20 protein-coding genes are annotated in these 17,401 nt (G+C 62.4%); 11 read left to right on the top strand and 9 right to left on the bottom strand.

Features of this window, described 5'->3' with window-relative positions; translation table 11 throughout:
- Positions 1–4 precede the first annotated feature (4 nt).
- The 11 genes from SPHINGO391_RS14725 (at position 5) to pufC (ending at position 10,161) form a co-directional block, all read left to right on the top strand.
- The gene (locus SPHINGO391_RS14725) at positions 5–1,168 is read left to right on the top strand and encodes a methyltransferase (RefSeq protein ID WP_193217298.1); all 1,164 of its coding nucleotides are present in this window, start codon (positions 5–7) and stop codon (positions 1,166–1,168) included.
- 103 nt (positions 1,169–1,271) lie between these two features.
- Entirely contained in the window at positions 1,272–2,216 is a 945-nt protein-coding gene (bchC, locus tag SPHINGO391_RS14720; RefSeq protein ID WP_152009536.1) for a chlorophyll synthesis pathway protein BchC, read from the top strand.
- Positions 2,213–3,220 carry a chlorophyllide a reductase iron protein subunit X gene (locus SPHINGO391_RS14715; RefSeq protein WP_152009535.1) on the top strand — a complete coding sequence of 336 codons (1,008 nt, stop codon included), beginning with the start codon at positions 2,213–2,215 and terminating at the stop codon, positions 3,218–3,220. Before bchC ends, SPHINGO391_RS14715 begins: the two co-directional genes overlap by 4 nt.
- Positions 3,221–3,276: 56 nt before the next feature.
- Positions 3,277–4,767 (top strand): chlorophyllide a reductase subunit Y, encoded by a 1,491-nt coding sequence (gene bchY / locus SPHINGO391_RS14710; protein WP_244615431.1) that lies wholly within the window; start codon positions 3,277–3,279, stop codon positions 4,765–4,767.
- Positions 4,764–6,224, top strand: coding sequence for a chlorophyllide a reductase subunit Z (bchZ, locus tag SPHINGO391_RS14705; RefSeq protein ID WP_152009533.1), 1,461 nt, complete (start codon positions 4,764–4,766; stop codon positions 6,222–6,224). The genes bchY and bchZ overlap by 4 nt, the downstream gene beginning before the upstream one ends.
- A 36-nt stretch (positions 6,225–6,260) precedes the next feature.
- Positions 6,261–6,497: a hypothetical protein gene (locus SPHINGO391_RS14700; protein WP_152009532.1), complete on the top strand. Its 237-nt coding sequence runs from the start codon at positions 6,261–6,263 to the stop codon at positions 6,495–6,497.
- 119 nt (positions 6,498–6,616) lie between these two features.
- The gene (gene pufB / locus SPHINGO391_RS14695; RefSeq protein ID WP_152009531.1) at positions 6,617–6,838 is read left to right on the top strand and encodes a light-harvesting antenna LH1, beta subunit; all 222 of its coding nucleotides are present in this window, start codon (positions 6,617–6,619) and stop codon (positions 6,836–6,838) included.
- A gap of 12 nt (positions 6,839–6,850) precedes the next feature.
- Positions 6,851–7,051, top strand: coding sequence for a light-harvesting antenna LH1, alpha subunit (pufA, locus tag SPHINGO391_RS14690; RefSeq protein WP_152009530.1), 201 nt, complete (start codon positions 6,851–6,853; stop codon positions 7,049–7,051).
- A 129-nt stretch (positions 7,052–7,180) separates the two neighbouring features.
- Entirely contained in the window at positions 7,181–8,026 is an 846-nt protein-coding gene (gene pufL / locus SPHINGO391_RS14685; protein ID WP_152009529.1) for a photosynthetic reaction center subunit L, read from the top strand.
- A gap of 10 nt (positions 8,027–8,036) precedes the next feature.
- Complete coding sequence (gene pufM, locus SPHINGO391_RS14680) at positions 8,037–9,005, top strand: photosynthetic reaction center subunit M (RefSeq protein ID WP_152011574.1); 969 nt, start codon at positions 8,037–8,039, stop codon at positions 9,003–9,005.
- A 4-nt stretch (positions 9,006–9,009) separates the two neighbouring features.
- Positions 9,010–10,161 carry a photosynthetic reaction center cytochrome PufC gene (gene pufC, locus SPHINGO391_RS14675; protein WP_152009528.1) on the top strand — a complete coding sequence of 384 codons (1,152 nt, stop codon included), beginning with the start codon at positions 9,010–9,012 and terminating at the stop codon, positions 10,159–10,161.
- A gap of 348 nt (positions 10,162–10,509) precedes the next feature.
- On the opposite strand, the gene idi is transcribed toward pufC, so the two are convergent.
- The 9 genes from idi to puhA form a co-directional block, all read right to left on the bottom strand.
- Positions 10,510–11,034: an isopentenyl-diphosphate delta-isomerase gene (idi, locus tag SPHINGO391_RS14670; protein ID WP_152009527.1), complete on the bottom strand. Its 525-nt coding sequence runs from the start codon at positions 11,032–11,034 to the stop codon at positions 10,510–10,512.
- A gap of 14 nt (positions 11,035–11,048) precedes the next feature.
- Positions 11,049–11,828 (bottom strand): spheroidene monooxygenase, encoded by a 780-nt coding sequence (locus tag SPHINGO391_RS14665; protein WP_152009526.1) that lies wholly within the window; start codon positions 11,826–11,828, stop codon positions 11,049–11,051.
- 73 nt (positions 11,829–11,901) lie between these two features.
- A complete protein-coding gene (gene hemA, locus SPHINGO391_RS14660) occupies positions 11,902–13,119 on the bottom strand; it encodes a 5-aminolevulinate synthase (RefSeq protein ID WP_152009525.1) in 1,218 nt (405 codons plus the stop codon).
- Positions 13,120–13,140: 21 nt separating this feature from the next.
- The gene (puhE, locus tag SPHINGO391_RS14655; RefSeq protein WP_152009524.1) at positions 13,141–13,983 is read right to left on the bottom strand and encodes a putative photosynthetic complex assembly protein PuhE; all 843 of its coding nucleotides are present in this window, start codon (positions 13,981–13,983) and stop codon (positions 13,141–13,143) included.
- Positions 13,984–13,995: 12 nt separating this feature from the next.
- Positions 13,996–15,099, bottom strand: coding sequence for a magnesium-protoporphyrin IX monomethyl ester (oxidative) cyclase (gene acsF, locus SPHINGO391_RS14650; protein WP_152009523.1), 1,104 nt, complete (start codon positions 15,097–15,099; stop codon positions 13,996–13,998).
- A complete protein-coding gene (locus SPHINGO391_RS14645) occupies positions 15,096–15,401 on the bottom strand; it encodes a hypothetical protein (RefSeq protein ID WP_152009522.1) in 306 nt (101 codons plus the stop codon). Before SPHINGO391_RS14645 ends, acsF begins: the two co-directional genes overlap by 4 nt.
- Positions 15,398–15,904, bottom strand: coding sequence for a photosynthetic complex assembly protein PuhC (gene puhC / locus SPHINGO391_RS14640; RefSeq protein ID WP_152009521.1), 507 nt, complete (start codon positions 15,902–15,904; stop codon positions 15,398–15,400). The genes SPHINGO391_RS14645 and puhC overlap by 4 nt, the downstream gene beginning before the upstream one ends.
- Positions 15,905–15,908: 4 nt before the next feature.
- Positions 15,909–16,589, bottom strand: a complete 681-nt coding sequence (gene puhB / locus SPHINGO391_RS14635; RefSeq protein ID WP_152009520.1) for a photosynthetic complex putative assembly protein PuhB — start codon at positions 16,587–16,589, stop codon at positions 15,909–15,911.
- Positions 16,586–17,383: a photosynthetic reaction center subunit H gene (gene puhA / locus SPHINGO391_RS14630; RefSeq protein WP_152009519.1), complete on the bottom strand. Its 798-nt coding sequence runs from the start codon at positions 17,381–17,383 to the stop codon at positions 16,586–16,588. The genes puhB and puhA overlap by 4 nt, the downstream gene beginning before the upstream one ends.
- Positions 17,384–17,401: the final 18 nt, after the last annotated feature.

Here is a 17,401-nt window from a genome sequence, read left to right as displayed (position 1 = left end):
GGCCGTGCCGGTCGAGGTGTCAGTCTCCGGTTCGTGCGACGATTTCGGCACGCGGCCGGACTGGCGTTCGCGGCTGCAGGCGTGGCGCGCGCGCCAGGTGGCACGGCCCGCGTTCCGCAGGTTTGTTCAGCGCATGCCGCTGTCGAGCGGCTTTTCCCGGGGCCGTGAAGAAGAGCTGTTCTCGATCGTCACCGGCTTCGTGCGAAGCCAGATCCTGTTTGCCGCGTTGCAGAGCGGCCTCATCGACGCCGTCGCCGGCGGGCCGGCCACCCTCAAGCATCTCGCCAAGACAACCGGCCTTTGCGAGGACCGGCTCCAGCGCCTGTTGCAGGCCGCGCAGTCGATCCGGCTGGTCCGGCTTGGCGCCGATGGTTACGTTACGCTCGCCGATCACGGTGCCGTCGTCCAGAGCGATGCGGGCATTCGCGCCATGATCCGTCACCATGCGCTTCTCTACCGCGACCTGGCCGATCCGGTCGGCCTGTTTGACGGCACACGCACCGATACGGAGCTGCGACGTTTGTGGTCTTACGCCGGTGCGGGCCGCGAATCATCGGTCAAGCCTGGTGATGCAGCTGCCTATTCGGAGCTGATGGCGGCCAGCCAGTCGATGCTCGCGGGCGAGATTCTCCAGGCCTATGATTTCGGCCGCCACAAGCGCCTGATTGACGTGGGCGGAGGCGAGGGCGTCTTCGTCGCAGCGCTGGCCGAGCGGCATCCCGGGCTCAAGCTTTCACTGTTCGAATTGCCCCCGGTGGCCGACCGGGCACGCATCAGGTTTGCTTCCCAGCCGCTGAGCCAGTGTCCGCACTGCCATGGCGGCAGTTTTCTCGATGATCCGCTGCCGCGTGGTCATGACTGCGTCACCCTGGTGCGGGTGCTGTTTGATCACGAGGATACGATTGTTCTCAGGCTGTTGCGCAACATCCGCGCATCCATGGAGCCCGGACAAACCCTGGTTATTGCCGAGCCGATGGCGGGCGAGGGATCGCAAGCGCAACGGCTCTCGACCTCCTATTTTGGCGTCTACGTCCTGGCCATGGGGTCGGGCAGGTGCCGCACGCCCGAAGAGATCATCGGGCTCGCCCGCGCGGCAGGCTTCTCCGGTTTCGATATCCGGCCGTGCCGGTCCGCCCTGATGGCGACCCTTGTGATCGCGCGTCCATGAGAATTGTCACATTGAGTGTAAATAAAAGTTGACATACTGAAGAGTAAAATAAATATTACATGCAGGAGGAGTGTCCTGCCTGAGTCAGGCTCGACCAATCAAGATGCAAACAACAGCAGTCGTCTTCGAACAACCGGAACACATCGGACTTCAGTCGCTGAACGTGGCTGACCCTGGTGCCGGCGACGTGACTGTCGAGGCAATCTGGAGCGGCATCAGCGCCGGCACCGAGAAGCTTCTGTTCGAAGGCCGCATGCCTCAGTTTCCCGGCATGGGCTATCCGCTTGTCCCCGGCTACGAAACCGTGGGACGGGTGATTTCCGCCGGTCGCGACTGTTCTTCCGAACTCGAGGGGCAGCTGGTTTTTGTGCCTGGTGCTCGCGGATATCAGGATGCCGCGGCCCTGTTCGGCGCATCCGCCTCCCGGCTCGTAGCCGCCGCTGACCGCGTGATCCCGATCGATGATGGCCTGGACCGCGATGGGACGCTTTTGTCACTCGCAGCTACTGCCTACCACGCCCTTACCTTGCCGGGGATGGTCCCGCCGGACCTGGTCATCGGTCACGGCATTGTTGGCCGTTTGACCGCCCGCCTGATTGTCGCCATGGGCAATCCGGCACCGGTTGTCTGGGAAACCAACCCCGCGCGTCGCCAGGGCGCAAGAGGATACGAAGTTACCACGGCGGAAGCCTGCGAAGGCCGCAAATGGTCCTCCGTGCTCGATGCCAGCGGCGATCCAGATATTCTCGACAAGGCCATCGCCGTGCTTGAGCGCGGTGGCGAAATCACCTTGGCCGGCTTCTACGCCGAGACCATGAGTTTCCGCTTCACTCCGGCCTTCATGCGCGAAGCGCGGTTCCGCATCGCTGCGGAATTCAGGCCCGCCGATGTGCATGGCGTGCTCTCTCTGCTGGCAAGCGGCCGGCTCTCGCTCGACGGCCTGATCACCCACACCGCCAGCCCCGGCAAAGCCGAGGCTGCCTACCGGACCGCTTTTGGCGATCCGGACTGTTTGAAAATGATACTCGACTGGAGGGAACTGCAATGACCGAAGGCTTCGGCGGAAACGCCACAGACCGGATTCATGACCTCCTGCGCGAAGAGGCGGAGATCGAGCCTGATCAGCCGCACACCGGCCCGGTCAAGAAAGACACGCAGATCATCGCCATCTATGGCAAGGGCGGCATCGGCAAATCCTTCACGCTTGCCAACCTGTCCTGCATGCTGGCCCAGCTCGGCAAGAAGGTGCTGCTGATCGGCTGCGACCCGAAGAGTGACACCACGTCTCTCCTGTTTGGCGGCCGCGCCTGCCCGACCATCATCGAGACATCCTCGAAGATGAAGGCCGCTGGTGCCGAGATCACCATTTCCGATGTCTGCTTCAAGCGCGATGGCGTCTTCGCCATGGAACTGGGCGGTCCGGAAGTCGGTCGCGGCTGCGGTGGGCGCGGCATCATTCATGGCTTTGAAACACTCGAAAAACTCGGCTTCCACGACTGGGATTTCGACTATGTGTTGCTCGACTTTCTGGGCGACGTGGTCTGCGGCGGCTTCGGTCTGCCGATTGCCCGCGACATGTGCCAGAAGGTTGTCGTCGTCGGCTCCAACGACCTGCAGTCGCTCTATGTCGCCAACAATGTCTGCTCCGCGGTTCAGTACTTCCGCAAGCTCGGCGGCAATGTCGGCGTCGCCGGCATGGTCATCAACAAGGATGACGGCTCGGGCGAGGCGGCAGCTTTCGCCGAAGCGGTCGGCATCCCGGTTCTGGCCGCGATCCCGCAGGATGACGACATCCGCAAGAAGAGCGCCAACTACCAGATCATCGGCCATCCGGACAATCGCTGGGGCCCGCTGTTCCAGACGCTGGCCACCAATCTTGGCCTGGCTCCCCCGGTGCTGCCCGAGCCGCTTGACCAGGATGGCCTGATCAACCTGTTCGATGCCTCCGACACCGGCGGGGACTACGTGCTTGTCCCGGCGCTGCCGGAAGACATGTGCCCGGCCTCCGCCCTGGCGCGTCCCTCCCTCGAAGTCGTCTACGACACGGTGTGATGATGGAAGATCTCTCCCCAGCTCGCGACGATATCGCTCCCGCAACGGCCGAGGAAATGCCGGTGGAAGGCATGTCGTGTGCATCGGGCGCTCAAAAGATGAAGGCCCAGGCCGTGGCCTCGGGCAAGTCCGAACTGATGGACCGGCTTGAGGCGGACTATCCCAAGGGCCCGCATGACCAGCCGCAATCCATGTGCCCGGCCTTCGGCTCGCTCCGTGTCGGGCTGCGCATGCGCCGCGTCGGTACCATTCTGTCGGGCTCGGCCTGCTGCGTTTACGGGCTGACCTTCACCTCGCATTTCTATGGCGCCAAGCGCTCGGTCGGCTATGTACCGTTCAACTCGGAATCGCTGGTCACCGGCAAGCTCTACGAGGACATCCGCGATGCCGTCCACGAGATGGCCGATCCGGACGCCTATGATGCCATCGTGGTGACAAGTCTGTGTGTGCCCACCGCCTCGGGTGTCCCGCTGCAGATGCTGCCCAAACAGATCAACGGCGTGCGCATTGTCGGCATCGATGTCCCGGGCTTCGGTGTGCCGACCCATGCGGAAGCCAAGGATGTCTTGTCCTCGGCGATGCTGACCTACGCTCACGAGGAAGCAGAGACCGGTCCGGTTCAGGCGCCGCGCGCCGGTGTCGAGGAACGTCCCTCGATCACGCTTCTGGGCGAGATGTTCCCCGCCGATCCGATGATGATTGCCGCCATGCTTGAGCCGATGGGCCTTGCCGCCGGCCCGGTCGTTCCGGTGCGTGAGTGGCGCGAGCTCTATGCAGCACTTGATTGCGCTGCCGTCGCCGCCATCCATCCCTTCTACACCGCCTCCGTGCGCGCCTTCCGTGCCGCGGGCCGCAAGGTGATCGGCTCCGCGCCGGTCGGCTTTGAAGGTACCGACGCCTGGCTGCAGGCGATCGGTGACAGCTGCAATGTCTCCCAGGCCCGGATCGACGCCGCCCGCAACGCCTTTGGCGGCGCGATCCGCGGCGCTCTCTCGGAAAACCGGATCAAGGGCCGCATCACGCTGTCGGGCTATGAAGGCTCGGAGCTGATCGTAGCCCGGCTTCTGGTCGAAAGCGGAGCTGATCTCAAATATGTCGGCACCGCATGCCCGAAAACCGAATTCTCGCGCCTGGATGCCGATTGGCTCGAAGCTCATGGCGTGCATGTCGAGTACCGTGCCTCGCTCGAGCAGGATCTCGCCGCCATGGCAGAGTTCAAGCCGGATCTCGCCATCGGCACGACGCCTGTCGTGCAGAAGGCCAAGGAACAGGCCACGCCCGCACTCTACTTCACCAACCTGATCTCGGCCCGGCCGCTGATGGGCCCCGCCGGAGCCGGCTCGCTGGCTGCCGTGGTCAATGCGGCGATCGATAACAAGCCGCGCTTCGACCGTATGAAGGCCTTCTTCGAAGGCGTCGGCCAGGGCGACAATGCCGGTGTCTGGGAAGACACGCCGGTCGACCGTCCCGCCTTCCGCAAGAAATTCGCCGCCAAGGCCGCCGCATCGAAAAATGCGGTCGATTCCGGGGAGGCAGTGGGCACATGACGCTGATCATCGATCATGACAGGGCAGGGGGCTATTGGGGCTCGGTCTATGTCTTCACCGCGATCAAGGGCATGCAGGTGATCATCGACGGCCCGGTGGGCTGCGAAAATCTGCCGGTCACCTCGGTGCTGCATTACACCGACGCGCTGCCGCCGCACGAACTGCCCATCGTGGTCACCGGTCTTGGCGAGGAAGAACTCGGCCAGCATGGCACAGAAGCGGCGATGAAACGCGCCCGCGCAGTGCTCGATCCGGATCTTCCAGCCGTTGTCGTCACCGGTTCGATTGCCGAGATGATCGGCGGCGGCGTGACGCCCGAGGGCATGAACATCCAGCGGTTCCTTCCGCGCACCATCGACGAGGACCAGTGGCAGTCCGCCGACCGCGCGCTCAAGTGGCTGTGGACCGAATACGGCCCGAAAAAGGGCAAGGTGCGTGATGTGAAGCCGCGCAAGGAAGGCGAGAAGCCCAAGGTCAACATCATCGGCGCGATCTACGGCACCTTCAACCAGCCCTCCGATCTGGCCGAAATCCGCCGCCTGATCGAAGGCATCGGCGCCGAGGTCAACATGACCTTCCCGCTCGGCAGCCATCTTGCCGATGTCGGCAAGCTCGCCGACGCTGAAGCCAATGTCTGCCTGCACCGCGAATTCGGCCGCCTGCTCTGCGAAGCGCTCGACCGGCCCTATCTGCAGGCCCCCATCGGCATCCATTCGACCACCGCCTTCCTCCGCTCGCTTGGCGAGATGCTCGGCCTTGATCCCGAGCCTTTCATCGAGCGCGAAAAGCACACGACGCTCAAGCCGATGTGGGATCTGTGGCGCTCGGTCACCCAGGATTTCTTCGCCACTGCGAGCTACGCCATTGTCGCCGGCGAGACTTACGAGCGCGGCATCCGCAATTATCTCACCGAGGAAATGGGCATGCCCTGCACCTTCTCGGTGCAGCGTGTCGCCGGCAAGAAGACTGACAATCAGGCCATCCGCCAGATGATCAAGGACAAGCCGCCGCTGGTCATGTTCGGCTCCTACAACGAGCGCATGTATCTGGCCGAAGCGGGGGGGCGTGCGATCTACGTTCCGGTCTCGTTCCCCGGCGCGATCATCCGACGCCACACCGGAACACCGGTGATGGGCTATTCGGGCGCGTCCTGGCTGATCCAGGAAGTCTGCAACGCGCTGTTCGACGCGCTGTTTTCAATCTTGCCGCTGGCAACCGACATGGACCAGGTCGAGGCGACACCGGCAAAACTGCGCGGTGAAATTCCCTGGGCGCCGGAAGCAAAAGCAAAACTCGATCACGCCATCGGTCTTGAACCGGTGCTGGTCCGGATTTCCGCGGCCAAGCGGCTGCGCGATGCCTCGGAAGCGGAAGCCCGCTCCCGCGGCAGCGAAGTCGTCAACCAGGAAGACGTGGATTTGGCAAGCCAGGCGCTCAGGCGCGGGCGGGCCGCATAGAACGCCGGGAAGGTTCCGGCAGACAAGGAGAGTGCGATGAGCATGACAATGCACCACAGGGAACGGCAGGCCGCCCGCGGTCAGTCACGGGCCGACCGGATCGAATACCGGCTTCTGGTCGCCATAGCCTTTGTCATCTGTTTCGTCATGGCGGGTGCGTCTCGCCTCGTCGCGGCGATGCGCGGCAAGCCGCTCGACAGCCATGGCCGCTCTGTTTTTGCGGAAGCGAGGGCCTCGGCCCACGCCACCGCGGGTTACGCGTTTCTCGCCTGACCCGAACGTCTTTGCCGGTGTCCAAATCCGGCAATACCCCGCCGAAGACGCCTTTTGGGGCGGCCTGAGGCAGACCCGGCTGCGGGGAACCGCAGCGCTTGTGACTAGGAGGTACTTCAATGTCCAGTCCAAACACCGTTTCGCTTTCGGGAATGACCGAAGGCGAAGCACAGGAGTTCCACTCGTACTACCTCCAGGGGATGATTGCATTCGTGGCAATAGCCGTCGTTGCACATCTTCTCGTCTGGTTTTGGCGCCCGTGGATCCCCGGTCCGGAAGGCTACGCCTCGCTTGAAGGCGTCGGTCAGTCGGTAACCGCACTCCTGCCAATGCTCGCGTAAAGGAGAAGCGAAATGTGGAGAATTTGGATGCTTTTCGACCCGCGCAAAACGCTGGTCGTCCAAGGTGTTTTCCTTTTCGCGCTGGCGGTGATGATTCATCTCGTCCTGCTCAGCACGACTCGCTTCAACTGGCTCGAAGGCGCTCCGGTGGTAACCGGCGCACTCGACCCGTCGACGGGCATCCTGGGGCTTCTCCCCACGATGATCGGCTGAACGCTGACAAACATGACTGCGGGCGGGGCAATGAGCCAGCTCACCCGCCCGCGGTCGAAATCCGGAATGGGTAAAACCTGGAACGGGACTGCGCGAATACCCCGCACTCTCTAAGGTTGGAGACAAGCCATGGCGCTGCTGAGTTTTGAAAGAAAATACCGCGTTCGCGGTGGCACCCTGATAGGCGGTGACCTGTTCGATTTTTGGGTCGGACCATTTTATGTGGGCTTCTTTGGCCTTACGACTGCGTTTTTTGCCGTCGTTGGAACCGCGTTGATCCTCTACGGGGCTGCGCTCGGACCAACCTGGAACATCTGGCGGATCTCGATTGCACCACCGGATCTGAGCTACGGGCTCGGGCTCGCACCTCTGGCCGAGGGCGGCTTGTGGCAAGTCATCACCATCTGCGCGATCGGGGCGTTCGTATCCTGGGCTTTGCGCGAAGTGGAAATCTGCCGCAAGCTCGGTATCGGCTACCACGTGCCTTTCGCTTTCGGTGTGGCGATCTTCGCCTATGTCACGCTGGTCGTGATCCGTCCGATGCTACTCGGCGCCTGGGGGCACGGTTTCCCCTACGGCATCTTCAGCCATCTCGACTGGGTGTCCAACGTCGGATACCAGTATCTGCACTTCCACTACAATCCGGCGCACATGCTGGCGGTGTCGCTGTTCTTCACCACCACGCTGGCCTTGTCGCTGCATGGGGGTCTCATCCTCTCTGCCGCCAATCCGGGCGGTGACGGCACGCTGCGCAACAAGCAGGATGTGGTCAAGACACCGGAATACGAAGACACCTTCTTCCGCGACATCATCGGCTACTCCGTCGGCACCCTGGGCATCCACCGCCTGGGTCTGGTGCTGGCGCTTAACGCCGGCTTCTGGAGCGCGGTCTGCATCGTCATCAGCGGGCCGCTCTGGAACAAGGGCTGGCCGCAATGGTGGAACTGGTGGCTCGATCTGCCGATCTGGAGCTGAAAGGGATCTGATCATGCAATATCAAAACATCTTTACCCAAGTCCAGGTCCGCGGTCCCGTCGAAGCCGGTATTCCGCTGCCCCGGGGTGACGACGAACGCGTCGGAACACCATTTTACAATTGGCTTGCCGGCTGGTTCGGCAATGCCCAGATCGGACCGATCTATCTCGGGTTTCTCGGCACTGCGTCGCTGATTGCGGGAACCATCTGGTTCGTCATCGTCGGGTTCAACATGCTGGCATCCGTCGGCTGGGATCCGATCCAGTTCATCCGTCAGCTGTTCTGGCTGGCGCTCGAGCCGCCGCCGGCGAAATATGGCCTGTCGATCGTGCCGCCGCTCAACGAGGGGGGCTGGTACATCATTTCCAGCGTCTTCCTGCTGGCCGCGGTGTTGCTGTGGTGGGCGAGGATCTATGTCCGGGCACGGGCACTCGGTCTTGGCACCCACGTCTTCTGGGCCTTCGGCGCGGCGATCTGGCTGTTCCTGGTGCTCGGGCTGTTCCGGCCGTTGCTGATGGGCAACTGGGCCGAGGCCGTGCCTTACGGCATCTTCCCCCATCTTGACTGGACCGCGGCGTTCTCGATCCGCTACGGCAATCTCTACTACAACCCGTTCCATTGCCTTTCGATCGTCTTTCTCTACGGCTCCGTGCTGTTGTTTGCCATGCATGGTGCGACCATCCTGGCAGTCACCCGCTACGGCGGTGAGCGCGAACTCGAGCAGATCACCGATCGCGGCACCGCATCCGAACGCGCGGCGCTGTTCTGGAGATGGACCATGGGCTTCAACGCCACCATGGAATCGGTTCACCGCTGGGCCTGGTGGTTTGCCGTACTCACGCCGATCACTGGCGGAATAGGAATTCTGCTGACAGGCACCGTTGTCGACAATTGGTATCTATGGGGCATGAAGCACGGCATCGTCGCGCCATTGCCCGACATGTGGCCGACCGTCGTCGATCCGGCCATAGGGGGTTAAGATCATGAAACTCTGGATACCGTTTGCCGCCGCTGCCGGCGTGTTTGTCGGGGCCGCCATTATCTTCGGCGCCGACTGGGACCTGCCGCCCGTCGATACCGATCAGATCGGTTACCGCGGAACCGGCATGTACCACACGCTCGACCGCGAGGATCAGGCAGCCCTCAGGCTCGCCAATGTCGCGCCCGAACCGCTCTACGAGGCGGACCCGGAAGGCGACCGTGCCGGCGAGTTCTATGAAAACGTTCAGGTGCTCGGGGATCTGTCCACCGACGAGTTCAACCTGTTCATGGCCTCGATCACCGAGTGGGTGTCGCCCGTCCAGGGCTGTGCCTATTGTCACAATGAGGAGAACCTTGCCTCCGACGAGGTTTACACCAAGGTCGTCGCCCGCCGCATGATCCAGATGACCCAGACCGTCAACGTGGACTGGCAGGCTCATGTCGCCGAGACCGGCGTCACCTGTTACACCTGTCACCAGGGTCAGCCGGTGCCGGCAAATGTCTGGTCACGCAATCTCGTGCCGGGTGAAAAGGGAACGGCCCTCGGCTGGAGCGGCGGTCAGAACATTGTCAACGAGACGGCCGGCAACACGTCCTTGCCGATCAATGCCCTCGAAAGCTATCTGCTCGAAGACAAGCCGATCCGCGTTCACTCGCTCACCGCTCTGCCCAATGGCGAGAATACCGCCACCACCAAGGAGACCGAGGAAACCTGGGGCCTGATGATGCACATGTCCGAGAGTCTCGGCGCCAACTGCATGACCTGCCACAATTCCCGCGCCTTCAACGACTGGGACCAGAGCCCGCCGCAGCGCGTGACGGCCTGGCACGGCATCCGCATGGCGCGTGAGATCAACCAGACCTACATGACCGGACTGGCCCCTGTCTTCCCGGACAATCGCAAGGGACCCGAGGGTGACGTTCTCAAGGTGTCATGCGCCACCTGCCACAACGGAGTTCAAAAGCCCCTCTACGGTGTCTCGATGCTCAGGGAGTTCGTCGATTCACTGGGCACGAAGACCAACACCGATGTGCCGGACTACACCACCTACAAGCCGGGGGAGACGACCACCATGTCGCCGGCGAACACCACGTCGATCGAACCGCTCAACGGTGCGAACGGGGAGGATACGGCTCTGGCATCCGCCGATTGAGCCTTGCAGCAGCAGGCAGCGCTTTCCCTCAGCGTGCGCTTGCGCAAAGGAGAACCGGAGATCGCGAGATCTCCGGTTCTTCTGTTTTCAGCCGAGAGAAAGAACCAGAAGAAAGCGGGATCCGGCTTCGCATCCTCAAACAGGCGAAAACGCTACGACAGGCCATACCTTGCGGTTCTGATGTGGTCGGAGTTGCTCTGGAATCGGGAAATGAAGAGTGCTTGGCTCTCGAGACAGAGCGCGCCTGGCCGAGAAAAGAAACAGGCGTTGGCAGCGCCCTTTGCTCCGGTTCAGCGAGGCGAGTGACGACTTGCCGTCATGGCGTTGGCCGTCAAGGCTGCCGGCAGCTCAGAAGACAAGATCGGGATAGCGCTCGGCATAGATCCGGAACCAGGGGGTGAAGCTCTCGGGCTGCCGGGCTATCTCCGCATGCAGCTCGTCCTTGCTGATCCAGCGCGTCTCTTCGACCTCGAGCGGATCGGGCAGGAGCTCGACCGATGTGCGGTCCGCGCTGCCGATATACATGGTGACCTTCTCGTGCTCGTGCAGGCCATTGCCGACATCGGCCGAATACTCGACCACCCGCCTGCGCGACAGCGGCACATTGAAGCCCAGCTCTTCGCGCAACCGCCGGCGCGCGCAGCGGTCGATCGGCTCGTCCCAGTAAGGGTGAGAACAGCAGGTGTTCGCCCACAGGCCGCCGCAATGATATTTCGAGGAAGCCCGTTTCTGGATCAGCAGGTGCTCGCCGTCAAACACGAAGATCGAGATCGCCAGGTGAAACAGCCCGTCGACATGGGCCTTGAGCTTTTCCACCGGATAGAGCGAACCGTCTCCGGCGATGGCGGGAATGATGATGGGATGCGTGTTCATTCTGTTTTCCTGTCTCATCCTGCTGCGGCCGATCGTGCTGCCATGGCACCGGCCCCGGACCGTGTGCGGTCTTCTGCCTTTCCCGAAAGATCACGATCCAGTCCTGACATGTCCGTCAGGCCCTGCCAATCGCCTTGCGTGGCCAGCAGGTTGAATCGCGTAAAGCAATACTCCGAAAACCAGTTTTCCTGGTAGGCGAGGCGGACAGCCTCGCCATGGGTGGCGCTTTCCCTTGAGAACCGTTCCATCGCCTCGGCCGATTGCCAAAGCGACACGGTTACCTGGTGCAGCCAGGGAATTTCGCCAGTGCCGATCATGAAGCGCCGCATGTCTTCCCGTTCCACGGTCTCGGAGATTGCCGGCACGCGGGACCAGAAGCGAAACAGCTTGGATGGCCGGATCGAGGCCCGTGTCAGCGCAACCAGGGGAAGCTTCTGCTCGCGCGCATCTGCTGCCACTTCAAACCTGTGACCATCCCACCGGCCGCGGCTGGCGACAGGCTCGAGATAGAGTGTCGCCATACGGTCAGCCACCTGGCGGTGACCCTCGAGCCCACCCGCCGACGCGATGCGTTCGCGCGCGACCTCCATCGACGGCCATTCGGCCAGCAGCGTGTAGACGCCGAAATTCGGACGCGTTGAAAAACCGGCGCCGGAACCGGTTCCCATAAGCTTGAAAAACCGCAGGTCAGGGATCTTGCGCAGCGCAGGCTTCGCCAGCCCCATCTGCGAAAATGCCCAAAGGCGCTTTCTCAGCGTGGCAAAGCCGAACAGCGAAAATGTCACAACCGTCACCGGCCACTCTCCGTTCCCTATCGCCGCCGGCGCATGGTCCGGAGCGTTGCTGCCCCGGTTGACTTGAACGGGGTCAGGCCACCGCCCGCGACAGCGCGCATTGCGACCACAGATCGCACAGCGAATCCACAAGATGTCTCAGATCCCCGTCGCTGTGCATCGGGGTCGGGGTAAAGCGCAGCCGCTCGGTGCCCACCGGTACGGTCGGGTAGTTGATCGGCTGGACGTAAACCCCGTATGTGTCGAGCAGGATGTCGGAAATCCATTTGCATTTCTTGGCGTCGCCGACCATCACCGGCACGATGTGGCTCGGATTCTGCATGTGCGGAATTCCCTTGGCATCGAGCATTGCGCGGAATTTGGCGACATTGTTGCGGTGCCCGGCACGCTCGAACTCGCTGACCTTGAGATGCTGGATCGACGCGGTGGCGCCGGCTGCCAGCGCGGGCGGAATGGCGGTGGTGAAGATAAAGCCGGACGAGAAGCTGCGGATGAAGTCACAGACGGCCGTAGAGCCGGTGATGTAGCCGCCCATCACTCCGAAGGCCTTGCCCAGCGTGCCCTCGATGATCGTGACCCGGTCCATCAGCCCGTCGCGTTCCGCAACACCGCCGCCGCGCGGGCCATACATGCCGACCGCATGCACCTCGTCGAGATAGGTCATGGCGCCGAACTGCTCTGCAACGTCAAGAATCTCTTCGATCGGGGCCATGTCGCCGTCCATCGAATAGACGCTTTCGAACGCCACCAGCTTCGGCGCCGCGGGATCGTCCGCCGCCATCAGTTCGGCCAGGTGCTTGGGATCATTGTGCCGCCAGAGGCGCTTCTCGGCGCGGCTGTGGCGGATCCCCTCGATCATCGAGGCATGGTTGAGTGCGTCCGAATAGATGATCAGCCCCGGGATCTTGGCCCCAAGCGTGCCCAGCGCTGCCCAGTTGGAAACGTAGCCCGAGGAAAAGATCAGCGCCGATTCCTTGCCGTGCAGGTCGGCGAGCTCCCGTTCAAGCAGAACGTGGGCATGGTTGGTGCCCGAAATGTTGCGGGTGCCGCCCGCGCCGGCGCCGCACTGGTCGACAGCCGCGTGCATCGCCGCGATCACCTTGGGGTTCTGGCCCATGCCCAGATAGTCATTGGAACACCAGACGGTGACATCGTGGGTGCTGCCGTCCTGGCGGTGGCGCGTGGCACGGGGGAAACCGCCTGCATGCCGCTCGAGTTCCGCAAAGACGCGGTAATTGCCTGCCTTGTGCAGGGTCTCTAGCTGTGAAGTGAAGTAGCGGTTGAAGTCCATTTGGGTGATCCCCCTAATCTCTCAGGCCCGTGCGGTCGCTCGGGAAGTTTTGGTTTCCGGTGTGGTGTGAATGACGGCCGGGTGGTCCCGGTTCTTCTCCGAGGAGACCTTGTTTGCCTTCTCCATCGCCCAGCCCCACAGGGCTGAGTCACGGACCGGCAGCACAAGAAACAGATGTTCGATCAGCGCCAGGGCGGCAAACGAGGCGAGCAGCGTCCATTTGACGGCCGCATGGTCGGTCGCCGCGGTCGCCGCTGCCGCCACCAGCCAGGCCAGCAGCACGGCGCTGCCGCAAAGCGACAGGTAGAACCAGCCGCTGGTCCGGTCGGTGCGGAAATAGCTTTTCAGATAGGACAGGCGGTCGGGCAGCATGTCGCTGATGGCGTGACGCGCGCCGAGATAGATGTTGAGCTTGGTCGAGATGCGCATCACCCAGAGCAGGCAGAATGTCAGAAGCCCAGTGGTGTTGACCGCATCGCTCATCAGCCACAGCAGGCCGAGCACGGTTGCGAAAAGGGCGATCTCGTGGTCACGCACGGTCAGGAATGCTGCCCGGAAGCGGGTCTTTTCGCGCGGCGCTTCTCCGGCGGCAACGCGCCGGGGACCGGTGACCAGCCCGATCAGGAAGGTTGTTTCATGCCAGGCCCACAGCGCCAGCGCCGAGAAGAAGGCGAGATAGGCCGAGGCCGCGGTAGAGATATCTGCGGTGGCGATCATTCCAGAGAGACCCAGGAGGGCAACTCCGGATGCCAGCGCCATCACTGTCTTGAAACGGCGGCTTCCTGCCCGCGCCAGCCCAAGCACCAGCCCGGTGGCGATCCACCAGGCGAGGCTTGCGATCAGGACTGCGGACAGGAAGGTCATCCGTTCGGCTCCTTACCAGACCGGCTGCAGCCGGCTCTTGACCGGGATTGCGTTGCTCTTGGTCGGGATCATGTAGAGCCGGGCGAAGGTCAGACCGGCACGGCCCATGTGAAAGGCCTTGGCGATCTTGCCAGAGATCCCGCCGCGCTCTTCGGCGGCATTGACCTGATCATTGATCCGGTTGAGCTTGCGCACGCAGGCAATGAAGCCCGGATGATCAAGGTCGAGCGTGATCGGGAACACCTGCTTCGTGATTTCGCTGGTCAGGCGGAAGACCTTCATGTCGTAGTCCTCGATGCCGATATCCAGCGCCTTGTGGAATGCCGGACGGGCATGATCGCGCACATACATGGTGGAGAACACGGCCAGCAGGAAGAACTTGATCCAGTAGACGTTGGCTCCCGAGAGCAGCTTCGGATCCGACCGCATGATCAGCGAGAAGGCTTCGCCGTGACGGAACTCGTCATTGCACCACTCCTCGAACCACTTGAAGATCGGATGGAAGCGCTTGTCCGGGTTTTTCTGCAGGTGCCGGTAGATGGTGATGTAGCGTGCATAGCCGATCTTTTCCGACAGGTAGGTCGCGTAGTAGATGAATTTCGGCCGGAAATAGGTGTATTTCTTGGCCTTGGCCAGAAAGCCCATGTTCACGCCGATGTTGAACTCTTTCAACGCGTCGTTGATGAAACCGGCATGGCGGCTTTCATCCCGGCTCATCAGTCCGAACAGTTCGCAGATTTCCTTGTTGGTGCCGCGGCGCTTCATTTCCTTGTAGAGCACGCAACCGGAAAACTCGGCTGTCAGCGAGGAGACCAGGAAGTCGATGAACTCCCGGCGCAGCTCGTCGGGCAGGGCGTCGATGTCGATCTGGTCCCAGTCGGCGTTGCGCTTGAAATGGCCCTTGTTCGGATCCGAACGCATTTCCGCGATCAGTTCGTCCCATTCCTCCCGCACGCCTGACACGTCAAGACGATCCATCTCGTCGAAGTCGGTGGTGTAGAACCGCGGGTTGAGCATGGTCGATTCGACCGCGGTCTTGGTCGTGTCATTGATGGCGGGCTGGGCGCCCGCAGCGGCTTTCGATCTGGCAAGATCGGGTTCAACGTGCTTGTTCATGCCCGTGCCCTCTCTGAAAAGCTGAATTCACACAGTTCCATGAACTCGAAATCGCCGGTGGCGCGTGTCCATGTCCGTTCAAGCGCACTGGCGCGCGTGATCGTCGCCGTCCGGCGGAAGCTCTCGCAATGGCCGTAGGGCACTTCCACCGGCGCGCCGTGCACCATCACCTCGTCACCGGGATGGACCACCACGCCGTTGTCGAAGCGCAGGTGAGCGCCCAGTTCCTCGAATGTATTGTTGATTTCGACAGTGCACGGAACCTCTTCCCTGCGCCGTCCTATCAGCGGTGTCTTGCTCATGGCTTCTCATTCCCTCTCGAAGCTAGCAGTTCAGCATAAGCGGCGGCGTTATCAGGCCCGAAGGCATTGAGATAAATCCGTTCGCCGGTGGCGGTATCGGAGAGCGACACGGAGCCGTTCTCCCATCTGATCAGCCGGTAAGGCAGCCCTTCAGGCGTTTCAGCCATCAGCCGCATCCGTGACAGGGCCCTGAGCGAGCCCCGCACGAAACCACCCTCTTCCGGCGCAAGGGTGATGATTGGTTCGCCCGTCCGGGCATCTGAAATCGTGATTTCCGTGTCATGCGCCCCGGCGATCACGATGTCCCGGATCGCCTGCGGCTGGCCATAGACGTTGAGCACCGTGCCGATACCGGTCTTCATCCCGAAGAGCGTCGCGGCGATTGAGAACCCGAGCAGTCCCAGGCCAAGCACCAGCGGAAACCGCGGAAACCGCCGCGCCTTGCGGCTCGGCGATTGCGGTCCGCGGTCTGCCTCGGGATAGTGGGGGCTCAACGCGTTCATGATCTTACTCCGCGGCTTCGATTGCCGGGGCGGATGACACCGGTCCGGTCTGTTTGGGGGAGGCGGATGCCAGTCTTTCAACGATCCTTGGCGTTCTGCTGACTGCCAGCGCGGAGGACAGCACGTTGGCCGCGATGGCCACGTCCTTCAGGCAGATCATCTGCGGCATCAACGCACCTTTCTTGAACCCGCGCACATGCGGCCAGAACACCAGCCAGGACAGCCGGTCGCCGGGCTTGAGCGTCAGCGCGATGTCGCCATTGCCGTTCGTGTCCTCGCGCATATCCGCCGAGAGGATCCGGGTGAAGGGCAGGTTGAACGTCGCCGAAAGCGCCACACCGATGCGCATGACGATGCGCTTGTTGGTGATCGTATAGAGCGTGGTCTTCTGTACCCCCCAGGCGAAGGCCTCCAAAAGGCCGATCGCGATGGTCGACAGGATGGCGAGCGCGCCCGAAGAGAACAGGATTTCGCTTGGCAGCCGGCCATCATAGATGCCGGCGGTTATGTTCCACAGCACCAGCACCCCGAAATAGCCCGCGATCCAGCGTGTCTTCATGATCTGGCGAGAGACCTGTGCCGATGACGGCGCACCCTGCCAGAGAATATGCTCGCCTTCGGGCAGCCGGCCGGGTAGGCCGGGCACCGGTTCATAATCGTGTTCTGGTCCGCCGGTCTCGCTCATGCCAGCGGCTCCTGGCGGCTCGGGTCGGCATAGAGCAGGCCGGAACCGAAATAGGCGGTGATCTGGTCTTCCTCGAGGAAGCTCACGCTGTCCGACTGCTTGGTGCTGGGCACCGATGCGAACTGCTCGCCGCGCAGGGCGTGCACATAGAAGATGCGTTCGCCGTCCCCGGTCTTGCGGAAGACACCGAAATTGATTGGCACCAGGATCTGTCGCGGCGCATCGCCCACTTCGGTGGTGGCTTCGAGGTAGCGCAACATCTGTTCCGAGCGGTCAACCCAGACATCTGAAACGGTGCCGGCAACAACCAGGTCGTAGCCAACCACCCGCACGCCGACGGGATTGATCTCGCCCTCGGCAACGGCGAAGTCGCTCGCCACCCGCAGCGGCACGATCTTGGCCTTGCCGTCATGGCTGAGGTCCGGTGTGTCGGACCGTTCCGCCCAGGAGCCGGGACCGATCGAATCGAGCATTGGATTGTCGCCGGTGGGCAGGTAGGGCGCGCCAGAGAAATTCGCGATCTTGGCGCCCGGTACGGGCCGGTCGGCATTGTCGCGCTTGTCGTTGGGGACCGACACCTCACCGTGGCCGTGCGGCAGCAGGAAGGTCTTGGCCGGCGGCAGGAACAGCCAGTCGTCGCGGTTGAACGCGCCCGACTGATCGGCTTCCAGCGGGTAGCCTTCGCGGCGGTCTTCCTGCCGGATGTAGAAAAGCAGCAGCGCGAAAAACACCCAGAACGCGTATAGCGTCACCTGGGCGACATCGATGTATCCTGTAATGGCTCCGGTTTCCATGACTTCTCTCCTTGCTGC

The organism is Hoeflea sp. EC-HK425, from assembly GCF_902498795.1.
GTDB lineage: Bacteria > Pseudomonadota > Alphaproteobacteria > Rhizobiales > Rhizobiaceae > Hoeflea > Hoeflea alexandrii.
The sequence above is the reverse complement of the archived record's forward strand: the minus strand, read 5'-3'. Positions and strand labels throughout refer to the sequence as shown.